General features: G+C 69.7%; 11 protein-coding genes. All 11 read right to left on the bottom strand.

The features are described 5' to 3' along the window. Positions 1–251 precede the first annotated feature (251 nt). The 11 genes from AC1Z3O_RS02295 to AC1Z3O_RS02245 all read right to left on the bottom strand — a co-directional run bounded on the left by AC1Z3O_RS02295 (position 252) and on the right by AC1Z3O_RS02245 (position 13,029). Entirely contained in the window at positions 252–1,514 is a 1,263-nt protein-coding gene (locus AC1Z3O_RS02295) for a serine hydrolase domain-containing protein (protein ID WP_483513196.1), read from the bottom strand. A 719-nt stretch (positions 1,515–2,233) separates the two neighbouring features. Continuing rightward, positions 2,234–3,058, bottom strand: a complete 825-nt coding sequence (gene hutG, locus AC1Z3O_RS02290; RefSeq protein WP_483513194.1) for an N-formylglutamate deformylase — start codon at positions 3,056–3,058, stop codon at positions 2,234–2,236. 49 nt (positions 3,059–3,107) lie between these two features. Then, positions 3,108–4,502, bottom strand: a complete 1,395-nt coding sequence (locus AC1Z3O_RS02285; protein ID WP_483513193.1) for a formimidoylglutamate deiminase — start codon at positions 4,500–4,502, stop codon at positions 3,108–3,110. Next, positions 4,499–5,767: an imidazolonepropionase gene (hutI, locus tag AC1Z3O_RS02280; protein ID WP_483513191.1), complete on the bottom strand. Its 1,269-nt coding sequence runs from the start codon at positions 5,765–5,767 to the stop codon at positions 4,499–4,501. The genes AC1Z3O_RS02285 and hutI overlap by 4 nt, the downstream gene beginning before the upstream one ends. Further along, complete coding sequence (locus AC1Z3O_RS02275) at positions 5,764–6,399, bottom strand: HutD/Ves family protein (protein WP_483513189.1); 636 nt, start codon at positions 6,397–6,399, stop codon at positions 5,764–5,766. The genes hutI and AC1Z3O_RS02275 overlap by 4 nt, the downstream gene beginning before the upstream one ends. Beyond that, positions 6,396–8,108 (bottom strand): urocanate hydratase, encoded by a 1,713-nt coding sequence (hutU, locus tag AC1Z3O_RS02270; RefSeq protein ID WP_483513187.1) that lies wholly within the window; start codon positions 8,106–8,108, stop codon positions 6,396–6,398. Before hutU ends, AC1Z3O_RS02275 begins: the two co-directional genes overlap by 4 nt. Positions 8,109–8,240: 132 nt before the next feature. Beyond that, the gene (hutC, locus tag AC1Z3O_RS02265) at positions 8,241–9,011 is read right to left on the bottom strand and encodes a histidine utilization repressor (protein WP_483513185.1); all 771 of its coding nucleotides are present in this window, start codon (positions 9,009–9,011) and stop codon (positions 8,241–8,243) included. Positions 9,012–9,014: 3 nt separating this feature from the next. Next, entirely contained in the window at positions 9,015–9,803 is a 789-nt protein-coding gene (locus tag AC1Z3O_RS02260) for an ABC transporter ATP-binding protein (protein WP_483513183.1), read from the bottom strand. Beyond that, positions 9,800–10,696 (bottom strand): ABC transporter permease, encoded by an 897-nt coding sequence (locus AC1Z3O_RS02255; protein ID WP_483513181.1) that lies wholly within the window; start codon positions 10,694–10,696, stop codon positions 9,800–9,802. The genes AC1Z3O_RS02260 and AC1Z3O_RS02255 overlap by 4 nt, the downstream gene beginning before the upstream one ends. A gap of 16 nt (positions 10,697–10,712) precedes the next feature. Then, positions 10,713–11,672 carry an ABC transporter substrate-binding protein gene (locus AC1Z3O_RS02250; RefSeq protein WP_483513179.1) on the bottom strand — a complete coding sequence of 320 codons (960 nt, stop codon included), beginning with the start codon at positions 11,670–11,672 and terminating at the stop codon, positions 10,713–10,715. Between the two features lie 349 nt (positions 11,673–12,021). After that, complete coding sequence (locus AC1Z3O_RS02245; RefSeq protein WP_483513177.1) at positions 12,022–13,029, bottom strand: NAD-dependent epimerase/dehydratase family protein; 1,008 nt, start codon at positions 13,027–13,029, stop codon at positions 12,022–12,024. Between the last annotated feature and the right edge of the window lie 5 nt (positions 13,030–13,034).

Genomic DNA, 13,034 nt, shown 5'->3' with positions numbered 1-13,034 from the left:
GCGGGGCAGGCCGGCATCCGACAAGGACCGAGCCAGGGTGTGCCACGACAATTCCGCATCAGGCGTTGCCGCGGCAGGCATCGCACTGCCTCGGTAAGGATCAGCCTATCAAGGATTTGCCATCACGGCGTCCCCCGTTACACGGCGGGCTGGCGCGCGGGTCCGCGCCCCGTCCTTGCACCAGAAACGCGCATGAAAAAAGCCCTTGCTTCGCAAGGGCTTGCCTGTCTGCGCCATCCGGCCTGCGCCGTTCAGCGCGCCTGGGCGCCTGGCTCGGTGATCGCGCTGTAGACCAGCGTGCGCAACTGGCGCCGCACCGGATAGGCGGACGAGGGCAGCATCTGCGTCAGGAACAAGCCGATCAGGTCTTCCTGCGGGTCGACCCAGAAGAAGGTGCTGGCCGCCCCGCCCCAGAAGAAATCACCTGCGCTGCCGGGAATCAGCGTGGTCGCGGGCGTCACCGTGGTGGCAAAGCCCAGGCCGAAGCCCACGCCGTCATAGGTGGCCTCGCTGAACATCGAGCGCGACATGCGCGGCAGGTCGACGCCGCCCGGCAGGTGGTTGGCCGTCATCAAGGCCAGCGTCTTCGGCCCCAGCAGGCGCACGCCGTCCAGTTCGCCGCCCTGCAGCAGCATGCGCGCGAAGCGCATATAGTCGGCCGCGGTGGAAACCAGCCCGCCGCCGCCCGACACGAAGCTGGGGGGCTTCAGGTAGAGGCTGGTGCGGGGATCGTCCTGCAGCGCCGGTCCCTTCGTGGATACCACCTTCGAACCCAGCGCGCCGACGGCATAGCAGGCGCAGAAACGTCCGACCTTCTCTTCGGGCACATGGAAAGCGGTATCGACCATGCCCAGCGGGTCGAAGATGCGCTGCTTCAGGAAGGTCTCGAAGGGCATGCCGCTGACCTTGCCCACCAGGTAACCCAGCACATCGGTGGAGACCGAATAGTTCCAGGCCTCGCCGGGCGAGAACTCCAGCGGCAGCGTGGCCAGCTTCTCGATCATGCCGTCCAGCGTGCCGTCGGTGGTCAGTTCGCCCAGCTTCAGCTTGCGGTAGGCGGCATCGACATTGGAGTTCTGCTGGAAGCCGTAGGTCAGGCCGGAGGTATGGCGCAGCAGGTCCACGACCAGCATCGGGCGCGCGGGCGGGCGGGTCTGGAAGCTCTCCATGAAGCCGCCCGCGTAGACACCCAGGTTCGCCCACTCGGGAATGTACTTGCTGACCGGATCGTCCAGCGCGATCTTGCATTCCTCGACCAGCATCATGATCGCCACCGAGGTGATGGGCTTGCTCATCGAGTAGATGCGGAAGATCGAGTCTTCCGCCAGCGGCACCTGGCGCTCGCGGTCGGCCAGGCCCAGCACCGTATTCAGCGCCAGCTCACCGCGCCGCCATACCTGGACCAGGGCGCCGGGCAGCTTGCCGTTTGCGACATAGGCCTCGTCAATGAAGCGTTCGACCCGCCTGAGCCGCTCCCGGGACATTCCCTGCGTTTCCCTGCCTTGCATATCCATGTCTCCTCCTTGTTCTTGCCGTCACGCCCTCGCCTCCGGCGCCGGCCGGAGCAGGCTCGCAGCACTCCGATCCGGTGCACGCGGCGGCCTGCCCGCGCTGGCTGCGCAGGCCCGAGGACATCGTCAGTGTGCATGCAGGCCCGCCGGCCGCGGCTGCCGCCATCGGCCCCTCCCGCACCCCGCCATCATGACATCCGCGGCCCTCGGGCGCCAAGCACGAGGTGGCCGACACAAGGGGAATGCGAAACGGGATGAAGAGAGACGATCCGCGAGGATGGGAGCCGAAGGAGGCCGGAGCGTGCTGGAGAGCGTCGGAGAGTACCGGAAAGGGCAGGAAAGGGCCGAAGCCGGGCGGAGAAACCACGGCTTGCCGGCTGGCAGGCAAGCGGCCCGCCAGCCGGCGGCCATGGCCGGTTTGGATGCGCCGGGAAGCTCCCATAGGCCTGATGGAGGCATCGCCCAACCCCGCGAATTTTCCGGCGGCCCTCCGTGCTGCGATGCGACCGGCTCTCGGGCCGGTTCGCACCTTCTCTCCGGTCCTCGAATTTCCGGAGGAACCGCAGCGATCCCGGCCTGCCGTCGTGGACGTGGCGCAGCCCGGCGCGCCGCCAGTATGCGCAGGGCCGCACGGAAGGTAAAGCAAGTAAAACTGATGGGCGATACAAGCGCCGCTTATGTCACACCTGCCAGGCGCCGCGGACGGCGCCCTTGGCCCTCCCCTATGCTTCCACGAAGGCCAGCATGGTCCCCAGCATGTCGCGCAGCACCGGCTGCAGCGCCGTCGCGCGCGGCGCATCGTAGGCGAAGGGATATTGTTCGCTCATATAGGTGCACTGGGCCAGTTCCAGCTGCACCGCATGCACGCCCTGCTCCGGCTGGCCGTAGTGGCGGGTGATGTGGCCGCCCTTGTAGCGGCCGTTGAGCACAGCGGTATGGCCCGGCGCCGCCTCGGCGATGGCGAGCAGGCGCGCGGCCAGCCCGGTATCGCAGCTCGCGCCGTTGGCGGTGCCGAGGTTGAAGTCGGGCAGCTTGCCTTCGAAGAAGCGCGGCAGCAGCGAGCGGATCGAGTGCGCTTCCCACAGTGCGACGGTGCCATGCTCGGCGCGCAGCCGGGCCAGTTCCTCGGCCAGCGCAGCGTGGTAGGGATGCCAGACAGAGTCGCGGCGCGCGGCGATCTCCGCCTCCTCCGGGCCCTTGCCGCCATCCGCGTAGACCGGCGTCTTGTCGAAGGTGTCGACCGGACACAGGCCGGTGGTGTCCTGGCCGGGGTACAGGTTCGCGTTGTCGGGCGGGCGGTTCAGGTCGATCACGTAGCGCGAGTGCGTGGCCGCCAGGATGGAGGCGCCCATCTCGCGCGCGAAGTCGTACAGGCGTTCCAGGTGCCAGTCGGTGTCGGGAACCGTGCGGGCTTCGTCGGTCAGTCGCGCGGCCAGCGCCGCAGGCACGTAGGTGCCGACGTGCGGCATCGACAGCAGCAGCGGGCGCGTGCCGCGATGCAGCGTGAAGGCGGGCTTGTCGGTGGCAAAGAGTGGCTGGGTGGACATCTCGTTCTCAGTGGGGCGCGGTGGGCTGGGCGCACCGCCGCGCCCGGTTTCAGTCGGTCAGCAGCCCGGCGCGCGCCGCGGCGAAGGCATGGCCGGCCTCCGCCTGTAGAGGGTGGCAGCCATGCTGCACGCGGCTACGGCCGGCCGTGCGGACTTCCGCTAGTGTCTCATGCCCGTGATTGGCGAAGACATGGGCGGCCAGCGCCTGCGCGCCACTCAGCCCTGCCAGCGCGGGATGCGCGCCGTCGAGCACGGTGAAATCCGCGCGCTGGCCCGGCGCCAGCCCCGCCACGGCGCGGCCCGCCGCGCGGGCGCCACCGGCGACCGCTTCCAGGTAGAGCCGGTCGGCGACTTGCGGATGGGCCTCGGAGGCCAGCACGTTGCGCCGCTGCAGCGCAAGGCGCTGGCCGTACTCGAACAGCCGCAGCTCCTCCGCCACGCTAACGCTGGCATGGCTGTCCGAGCCGATGCCCCAGACGCCGCCCTGGCCCAGGTAGGCCGGCGCATCGAACACGCCATCGCCGAGATTGGCTTCGGTAGTCGGGCAGATGCCGGCCACCGCGCCGCTGTGGGCCAGCCGCCGGTGTTCATCCCAGTCCATATGGGTGGCATGCACCAGGCACCAGCGCGCATCGACCTCGGCATGGTCGAACAGCCAGGCCACCGGCCGCGTGCCGGTGCTGGCCAGGCACTCGTCCACCTCGCGCTGCTGCTCGGCGATATGGATATGCACCGGCGCCTGCGGATCCATTGCATGCAGGCCGGCCACGGCCTGCACCAGCGCCTCGGGCGGCACCGCGCGCAGGGAATGGGGCGCCAGCCCGAGGCGGGCATCGCCGCCGCTGCAGGCACCGGACAGCCGCTGCAGCAAGGCCAGCATGGCGTCGGTATCGAGCAGGAAGCGGCGCTGCTCCGGCAGCGCCGGCTTGGCGCCGAAGCCGGCGGTCTGGTACAGCACGGGCAGCAGCGTGATGCCGATGCCCGCGCGCGACGCCGCGCGCAGCAGGCGCAGCGACATCTCGGCCGGATCGGCATAGGGCCGCCCCTGCGGATCGTGGTGCACGTAGTGGAACTCGCAGACGCTGGTATAGCCTGCGCGCAGCATCTCGATATAGACCTGGGTGGCGATGGCTTCCAGGGCATCGGGCGAGAGCCGCAGCGCAAAGCGGTACATCAGCGTGCGCCAGCTCCAGAAGGAGTCGTCGCTGCCGGTGCGGTGCTCGGTGAGCCCGGCGAAGCCGCGCTGGAAGGCGTGCGAGTGCAGGTTGACCATGCCCGGCAGCACCGCGCCCGCCGCTTGCGGCACGCCCACGGGCGCGGCCACGCCCGCCTCCACGGTGGCGAGGACGCCGGATGCATCCCAGGCCAGCAGCACGTCGCGCGCCCAGCCGCCCGGCAGCAGGGCCTCGCCGGCGAACAGTTGGTGGCTCTGTGCCGCGCTCATGGCTGTGCTCCAGCGAAATCGGCGCCGGCGGCGGGAAAGACGCGGCCCTGCCGCACCACCGCCGCAATGGGATTGCGCCCGAACCAGTAGGCCAGTTCGGACGGGGTGCCGATGCGCCACAGCGCGAAATCGGCCACTCTTCCCGGCGCGAGCAGGCCGTGGCGGTCCGCCGCGCCGAGTGCGCGGGCGGCGTTGACGGTGACGCCGGCCAGGGCCTCCGGCACGGTCAGCCGGAACAGGGTACAGGCCATGTTCACCATCAGCAGCAGCGAGGTGACCGGCGAAGTGCCGGGATTGTGATCGGTGGACAGCGCGATCGGCACGCCATGGCGGCGCAGCAGGTCGATCGGCGGGAGATGGGTGTCGCGCAGGAAGTAGTAGGCGCCCGGCAGCAGCACCGCCACCGTGCCGGATGCGGCCATGGCGGCGACGCCGGCCTCGTCCAGGTGCTCCAGGTGATCGGCGGAAAGCGCGCGGTGGCGTGCCGCCAGCGCGGCGCCGCCGAGGTTGCTGAGCTGTTCGGCATGCAGCTTGACGGGCAGGCCGTGGCGCGCGGCCGCCTCGAACACGCGCTCGGTCTGCGCGGGCGAGAAACCGATCGATTCGCAGAAGGCATCGACCGCGTCGACCAGGCCTTCAGCGGCCAGCGCCGGCAGCATGGTGTCGCACACCAGCGCGATGTAGTCGTCGGCGCGCCCGGCATATTCGGGCGGCAAGGCGTGCGCGCCGAGGAAGGTGGTGTGCACGCTCACGCCGAAGGCCTCGCCCAGGCGGCGCGCCACGCGCAGCTGCTTGCGCTCGGCCTCCAGCGCCAGGCCGTAGCCCGACTTGATCTCGATGGCGGTCACGCCCTCGGCCAGCAGCGGCGCCAGCCGCGCGGCCGCCTGCGCGAACAGCTCGTCCTCGCTGGCCTCGCGCGTGGCCCGCACGGTGGAGACGATGCCGCCGCCGGCGCGTGCGATCTCGGCGTAATCGGCGCCGGCCAGGCGCATGGCGAACTCGTCGGCGCGCTGTCCGCCGTAGACGAGGTGCGTATGGCAGTCGACCAGGCCAGGCGTGATCCAGGCCTGGCCCGCGTCATGCCGCGGCAGCGCGGCCCAGGCTGGCGGCAGTGCGGCCTCCGGCCCGAGCCAGGCGATGCGGCCGTCCTGCACCACCAGCGCAGCGTCGCGGATGGCATGGGCGGGATCGCCGTCGGGCAGCAGGTGGCAGCGGTGCCAGACGCCGTCCGCGGAGGGCGCCGTACGGATGCTGGGCAGGGTCATCGGCCAGTCTCCATTTCCAGGGTCAATTGCAGGCAAAGGGCCTCGCCGGCGGCCGGACAGAACTCGATCCGGCCGGCCGGCGCGCCGTCTGCGCCGTCTGTGTAAAGGCGTCCCGCGCCGGGCGGCATCGCCTCCGCCATGCCGTCGCCAGCGACGGCATGCCAATGGCCGGCCACGGCCAGCAGCAGCACCGGGTGGGCGCCCACGTCGAGCGCGAAGGCAGCCCGCCGCACGTCGATGCGGGCGCGGCAGCGGCCGCGCCGCGTCATGACGTTGAAGTCGCGCGTGACGCCATCGACCAGCGTGGCCTGCACGCCGGTCTCGCCGGGGAAGGCGAACGGCTCGCCCACGCGCACCAGGGCTTGATCGAAGCTGCCGTCGGCGGCGTGCAGGCGCACGCCGGCGCCGGACAGCAGTGCGATCTGCCGGTCCACGCCGGGAAAGGCCGAGAACGGCCCGTCGGCGGCGATGTCGGCCACGCTGATACGCCAGACGAAGTCGTCCATGCCGGCGCCCGGCGGCCACACCGCGATCTCTCGCGTGAGCCCGCCGCCGTTCTTCCAGCGCGCGGCGGGGATGTCCGCCAGCGTGAACCGATGCGTCAGCGGCGCAGCGTTGGCCGCGACCGTCATGCGCCCTTCACCATCGGCAGGTCCAGGCCCTTCTCGTGGGCGCAGTCGATGGCGATGTCGTAGCCGGCATCGGCGTGGCGCATCACGCCCGTGGCGGGGTCGTTCCACAGCACGCGGGCGAGGCGGCGGTCGGCAGCCTCGGTGCCGTCGCAGACGATCACCACGCCGGAATGCTGGGAGAAGCCCATGCCGACGCCGCCGCCATGGTGCAGGCTGACCCAGGTGGCGCCGCCGGCGGTGTTCAGCAGCGCATTGAGCAGCGGCCAGTCGGAAACGGCGTCGGAGCCGTCGCGCATGGCCTCGGTCTCGCGGTTGGGGCTGGCGACCGAGCCGCAGTCGAGGTGGTCGCGCCCGATCACGACGGGCGCCTTCAGTTCGCCATTGCGCACCATCTCGTTGAAGGCCAGGCCGGCGCGGTGGCGCTCGTCCAGGCCCACCCAGCAGATGCGCGAAGGCAGGCCCTGGAAGGCGATGCGCTCACGCGCCATGTCGAGCCAGCGGTGCAGGTGGGTGTCCTCCGGGAACAGCTCCTTCATCTTGGCATCGGTCTTGTAGATGTCCTCGGGGTCGCCCGACAGCGCCACCCAGCGGAACGGACCCTTGCCGCGACAGAACAGCGGACGGATGTAGGCCGGCACGAAGCCCGGGAAGTCGAAGGCGTTCTTCACGCCTTCGTCGAAGGCCACCTGGCGGATATTGTTGCCGTAGTCCAGCGTGGGCACGCCCATCTGCTGGAAGGCCAGCATGGCCTGCACGTGGGCGACGATGGAAGGCCGCGCGGCGGCCTCGACCGACTTGGGATCGGCCTTGCGTGCCGCTTCCCATTGCGCCACGGTCCAGCCCACCGGCAGATAGCCGTTGACCAGGTCGTGCGCGGAGGTCTGGTCGGTGACGATGTCCGGACGCATGCCGCCGGCCTGCGCGCGCTTGACCAGCTCGGGCAGCACTTCGGCGGCGTTGCCAAGCAGGCCCACCGAAATGGCCTGCTTGTTGCGGGTGGCCTCGGCGATCATGGCCAGCGCCTCGTCGATGCTGGTGGCCTTCTTGTCCAGGTAGCGCGTGCGCAGGCGGAAGTCGATGCTCGACTCCTGGCACTCGACGGCCAGCACGCTGGCACCCGCCAGCACGCCGGCCAGCGTCTGGGCCCCGCCCATGCCGCCCAGGCCCGCGGTCAGGATCCACTTGCCCGACAGGTCACCGTCGTAGTGCTGGCGGCCCGCCTCGACGAAGGTCTCGTAGGTGCCCTGCACGATGCCCTGCGAGCCGATATAGATCCAGGAACCCGCCGTCATCTGGCCGTACATCATCAGCCCGGCGCGGTCCAGCTCGTTGAACTTGTCCCAGGTGGCCCAGTGCGGCACCAGGTTGGAGTTGGCGATCAGCACGCGCGGCGCGTCGACATGCGTCTTGAACACGCCCACCGGCTTGCCGGACTGCACCAGCAGCGACTCGTCCTCACCCAGGCGGCGCAGGGTGTCGAGAATGGTGTCGAAGCACTCCCAGTTGCGCGCGGCCTTGCCGATGCCGCCGTAGACCACCAGGTCCTGCGGCCGTTCCGCCACATCCGGGTCGAGGTTGTTCTGGATCATGCGGTAGGCGGCTTCGATCAGCCAGTTGCGGCAATGCAACTGCGTACCGTGCGGCGCGCGGATCTCGCGGGGACCGCGCTGGGCGGCGGCCTGGGTGAATTGGTGCTCGTTGGCGTTCATCTGGGGCTCTCCTTTGGGTCGTTCGATACGGTCGCCGCGACGATCTCGCTGCACCTGTATGATCCTGTATATACAGGTTAAACCAAAATCCTCTCAGAATCCATGCCTTCGGCTCGGATCAGGCCTAGGTATCTACCCGAATGCCGGATTGCCCTCGGCGCGGAATCGGCTGCCCAGGCGGTAGCGGTTGCCCGGATGCAGGCAGCGCACGAAGGTCACCGGCGTGCCATTGGTCCAGGTGCGCCGCGTCAGCAGCAGGCAGGGCTGGGTCGGCGCCATGTCCAGCAGCGCCGCCTGTTCGGGGGTGGCCGAGATTGCGTCGACCACGTGCTCCACCTCGTCATAGGGCACATGGTGCAGCAGGTACTCGCCGGGCAGCGTCTTGGTGAAGTCCTGGGCGATGAAGGCAGGCGCCACGCGCGGATTGACGTAGCGGTCCTCCAGTTGCACCGGCACGCCGTCCTCGCGATGCACGCAGACCGAGTGGAAAACCGATTCCCCGGTATGCATCTCGAGCGCGGCCGCCACCTCGATCGAGGCCGCCACGCGTTCGACCAGCACCACGTCGCAGGCGTAGTTGTGCCCGCGCATGCGGATCTCATCCTGCAGGTTGACCACCGACAGCAGCGTGGACTGCGGCCTGTGCTCCGCCACGAAGGTGCCCACGCCGGCCACGCGCACCACCCTGCCCTGCTCGGCCAGCTCGCGCAGCGCACGGTTGGCCGTCATGCGCGACACATTGAACTGGTTGACCAGTTCCTGCTCGGAGGGCACGCGGTCGCCCGGCCGCCACGCGCCGCTCTGGATCTGGCGCGCAATGAATTCCTTGACTTGCTGGTAGCGGGCGGCGGGCGCAGCCTCGGTGCGGGGCGGGCGCGCGCTTGCGCCGGCGGATTGGTTCATAGCTCAATGCTCGGCCGCGGCCAGGGCCTCGGCACGGATTTCCTCGGTCAGCCGGGCCTTCAGTTCAGAAAACGCCGGCGAAGTCTTGATGGTGTAGTGGCGCGGATGGGGAAAGTCCACCGCGATCTCGCTCTTGATCCGACCCGGCCGCGCGGAAAACACCGCCACCCGGTTGGCCATGAAGATGGCCTCGTCGATATCGTGCGTGACGAATAATACCGTTTTGCGCGACGCCTCCCATATCCCCAGCAGCAGTTCCTGCATCAGCACGCGCGTCTGGTTGTCGAGCGCGCCGAAGGGTTCATCCAGCAGCAGGATCTTGGGATCGTTGGCCAAGGCACGGGCGATGGCGGTGCGCTGCTGCATGCCGCCCGAGAGCTGCTTGGGGAAATGCTGCTCGAAACCGCGCAGGCCCACTCTCTGGATGAAGAAGTCGCTGCGCTCGCGCTGTTCCGCCTCGCTCATGCCCCGCTCGCGCAGGCCGAAGCGCACGTTCTGCTCGATGGTAAGCCAGGGAAACAGCGTGTACGACTGGAACACCATGCCGCGGTCGGCGCCCGGCCCCACCACTGGCTGGCCGTCGAGCAGCACGCGGCCGCCCGAGGGCGTGTCGAGGCCCGCCACGATACGCAGCAGCGTGGACTTGCCGCAGCCCGACGGGCCCAGGATGGTGACGAAATCATTGTCGCGCACGTCGAAATCGACCGGCTGCAGCGCCTGCAAGGGCGGATGGCCGGCGCCGCGCGGGCTCGGGAAGCTGCGCGAGACCTGCTGGATGGACAGGGCGCTCATTGGATCGCACTCCAGGGGAAGAGGCGCTGGTTGGCCTGCTTGAAGAAGAGGTCGGACACCAGGCCGATGCAGCCGATCACGATGATGCCGAAGATGATCTGGCCGGTGTTGAGCAGCGCCTGGCTGTCGGTGATCATGTGGCCGATGCCCGACGACGAGCCGATCAGCTCGGCCACGATCACATAGGTCCAGGCCCAGCCCAGCACCAGGCGCAGGATCTCGGCAATTTCCGGTGCGGCGCCCGGAATCAGCACGCGGCGCACGATGCCGCGGCTGTTGGCGCCGAGCGTGTAGGCGGCCTCGACCAGGTCGCGGCGCGCGCCGCCCACCGCCACGGCCACCATCAGCACGATCTGGAAGAAGGAGCCGATGAAGATGACCAGCAGCTTCTGCGTCTCGCCGATGCCGGCCCACAGGATCAGCAGCGGAATGAAGGCCGAGGCCGGCAGGTAGCGGCAGAAGGAAACGAAGGGTTCGAAGAAGGCCTCGGCCGCCTTGTAGGCCCCCATCAGGATGCCCAGCGGCACGGCCAGCACCGCCGCCAGCGCGAAGCCGCCCAGCACCCGCCATACGGTCATGCCGATGTCGCCGAGGAAGCCGTACTGCGTAAACAGCAGCCATCCTTCGTGCGCCATCGTCAGCGGATCGGCGAGGAAGGTGCGCGGCACCAGGCCGCCCAGCGTCACCAGCGACCACACGGCGAAGAACAGCACGAAGAAGGACAAGCCCAGCAGCCAGCGCGCCCGCGGCGCCACCGGCACCAGCGGCGCCAGCCAGGGGTGGCGCCGCCGGGGCGCGGGTGGAGATGCGGTCGGCGCGGCCTGGGACGCGGCGGCGGAAGCCAGCGGCGCTGCCGCCGGCGAAGTGGGCGAACCTGGATGCGCCTGAGTCATGGCCGGCTCGTTGCGGTCAGCGGAGGAAGCGCGCGTCATACAGCGCCGTCACGTCCGGCACTTGCCGGATCACGCCGATGTCCAGCAGCACCGTGGCCGCTTCCTTGCTGAAGCTGGCCAGTTCGCCGCCGAAGAACTTGCGGTTGGCCTCGCGGTCCTGCCAGCGCAGGTAGGCCGACGACTTGGCGAACTGCTCGCCGGTCTGCTTGACCGCGGCGCCCATGATCTCGTTGGACTTCTCCGGTTCCTTGCGGATCAGCTCCAGCGCCTCGAAGTAGCTGTCGACCAGCGCCTGCGCCGCCTTCGGATTGTCCTTGAGCCACTTGGGCGAGCAGCCCAGCGTGTCGGTCACCATCGGGTAGTCGAGCGTGGTGGCCAGGATCTTGCCCTTGTCGGGGCTCTGGCGCACGGTGGACAGATAGGGCTCGTAGGTCATTGCCGCGTCGTTCTGGCCGCTGACGAAGGCCTGCGCCGCCGCCTGCGGCGACAGCGTGACGGTCTTCACGTCCTTGAGCGTCATGCCGTTCTTGCGCAGCATCCAGGCCAGGCCGAAGTATGGCGCGGTACCCGGCGCGTCGACACCGACCGTCTTGCCCTTGAGCTCGGCGAAGCCCTTGACGTCGGGGCGCACGGCCAGGCCATCGGCGCCGTACGACTTGTCGAGCTGCACGATCTGCGTGATCGGCACCCCGTTGGCGTTCCAGGCGACATGGGTCTCGACCGTGGTGGCCGCGCACTGGATCGCGCCGGAGGCCAACGCCAGGTGGCGGTCCTTCTGCGGGATCATCTTGATGTCGACGTCCACGCCGTGCTTCTTGAAGATGCCGGCGCGCTCAGCCAGGGTCAGCGGCGCGAATCCCGTCCAGCCGCTCATGCCCAGTGTCACCGGGGTGTTCTCGGCGTGGGCGCTGCCGGCGGCGGACGCGAACAGGGCGAGCGCCGCACAGGCGGCACGGCGGCGGATACGAATTCCCATGGATGGCTCTCCTTTGGTGTGGTGCGAACGACGCAGATGCTCGAGTCAGCGGCCACGTCGCCCGGCTTCGGCGGCGCCATGCATGCGGCGCCCTTCGTTTCCGGCCAATCTAGCAAGCCTGTATATACAAAACAATGCCGGGCTTTCCCGAGTGCTTGCATCGAAAAAGGCTGATGCCAAGGGCAATCCAGTCGGCATTGCGCACCGGGCCGGCGCCCTTTGCACCGCTCGGATGCCGATCCGCACCGGACCGGGCACTCGTTGTATAGACAGGATCGGCTCGCCCCTGGGAGCAGCAAGAGGCATGCCCGCGTGGCGCCGGGAGAGGCGCCGGCGGCGCAAGCGGTACTCAGGCGTCGGGCGTCGCGTCGAAGAAGGCGGCCACCGTGGGATAGCGCAGGCGCAGGCGCAACTCGCGCTTCAGGCGGGTGTTGTCGAGCCGGCGCGATTCGCTCATGAAGCTCAGCAGCGTCGGCTCCACGCTCTCGGCCACCTGCCTGCGCGTCAGCCGCGGCGGGCGCGGCAGGCGACGGCGGTCAGCGACCAGGTCGAAATAGTCGCCCATGCGCAGCTCGGAGTCGTCGCTGGCGTGCACGACCCGCTGCGGACGGCCGCGGTATAGCGCTGCGGCCATGACGCGGGCGAGATCGTCGGCATGGATGTGGTTGGTGTAGACGTCATCCTGCGGCACCAGCGCGGGCGTGCCCCGCGCCAGCCGGGCCAGCGGCAGGCGGTCTTCGGCATAGATGCCGGGGATGCGCACGATGCTGGCGCGCCAGCCGCCAGCCAGGCCGAGGCGCCGCACGGCGCCCTCGGCTGCGACCCGCCGCCGCGCCCTGGCGGTATGCGGCTTGACCGGCTGGGTCTCGGCCACGCGCGCACCGCCGAGGTCGCCGTACACCCCCGTCGTGCTGGCATAGACGAGCGCCGGCTGCACGCCTTGGCCGCTGACCTGGCCGCCATTGCGCGCCCGGCGCCGGGCCCGCTCGGGTAGAATGTCGGGCTTGCCCAGGCCCGTGCCGGAATGCCGCGCGCGCCGCCAGGGCCGGCGGCGCAGCACGCCCAGCAGCGCGCAGGTACGCGGGTCGTCCTCGCCGCGCGCTGGCGGCGGCGCCAGGTGCAGCACCCGCCCGGCCAGCCCGCGCAGGCGAGCCAGCGTCTCAGGCCGATCGAGGTCGGCCACCAGCGGTACAGCACCGGCCGCGCGCAGTTCAGCGCACCGGCCGGGCTGTGAAGTGACAGCGAAGATGCGCAGGCGCGACGCCAGCAATGCCAGGCAGCGCGTCCCCACATCGCCGCAACCGACAATCAGCAGGCGCGGACGCCCAAGGCGCGAGGGCTTAGGATTCTTGCTCATAAAGT

Source organism: Cupriavidus sp. 09_S30 (assembly GCF_056930435.1).
This window is presented reverse-complemented; position numbering and strand designations above follow the sequence as displayed.

What these genes read in the sequence shown, in the direction of transcription:
- hutG (WP_483513194.1), bottom strand. Translation starts at nt 3,058, where the DNA reads ATGTCCACCCAGCCACTCTTTGCCACCGACAAGCCCGCCTTCACGCTG.
- AC1Z3O_RS02295 (WP_483513196.1), bottom strand. Translation starts at nt 1,514, where the DNA reads ATGGATATGCAAGGCAGGGAAACGCAGGGAATGTCCCGGGAGCGGCTC.
- AC1Z3O_RS02255 (WP_483513181.1), bottom strand. Translation starts at nt 10,696, where the DNA reads ATGACTCAGGCGCATCCAGGTTCGCCCACTTCGCCGGCGGCAGCGCCG.
- AC1Z3O_RS02245 (WP_483513177.1), bottom strand. Translation starts at nt 13,029, where the DNA reads ATGAGCAAGAATCCTAAGCCCTCGCGCCTTGGGCGTCCGCGCCTGCTG.
- AC1Z3O_RS02260 (WP_483513183.1), bottom strand. Translation starts at nt 9,803, where the DNA reads ATGAGCGCCCTGTCCATCCAGCAGGTCTCGCGCAGCTTCCCGAGCCCG.
- AC1Z3O_RS02275 (WP_483513189.1), bottom strand. Translation starts at nt 6,399, where the DNA reads ATGACGGTCGCGGCCAACGCTGCGCCGCTGACGCATCGGTTCACGCTG.
- hutU (WP_483513187.1), bottom strand. Translation starts at nt 8,108, where the DNA reads ATGAACGCCAACGAGCACCAATTCACCCAGGCCGCCGCCCAGCGCGGT.
- AC1Z3O_RS02250 (WP_483513179.1), bottom strand. Translation starts at nt 11,672, where the DNA reads ATGGGAATTCGTATCCGCCGCCGTGCCGCCTGTGCGGCGCTCGCCCTG.
- hutC (WP_483513185.1), bottom strand. Translation starts at nt 9,011, where the DNA reads ATGAACCAATCCGCCGGCGCAAGCGCGCGCCCGCCCCGCACCGAGGCT.
- hutI (WP_483513191.1), bottom strand. Translation starts at nt 5,767, where the DNA reads ATGACCCTGCCCAGCATCCGTACGGCGCCCTCCGCGGACGGCGTCTGG.
- AC1Z3O_RS02285 (WP_483513193.1), bottom strand. Translation starts at nt 4,502, where the DNA reads ATGAGCGCGGCACAGAGCCACCAACTGTTCGCCGGCGAGGCCCTGCTG.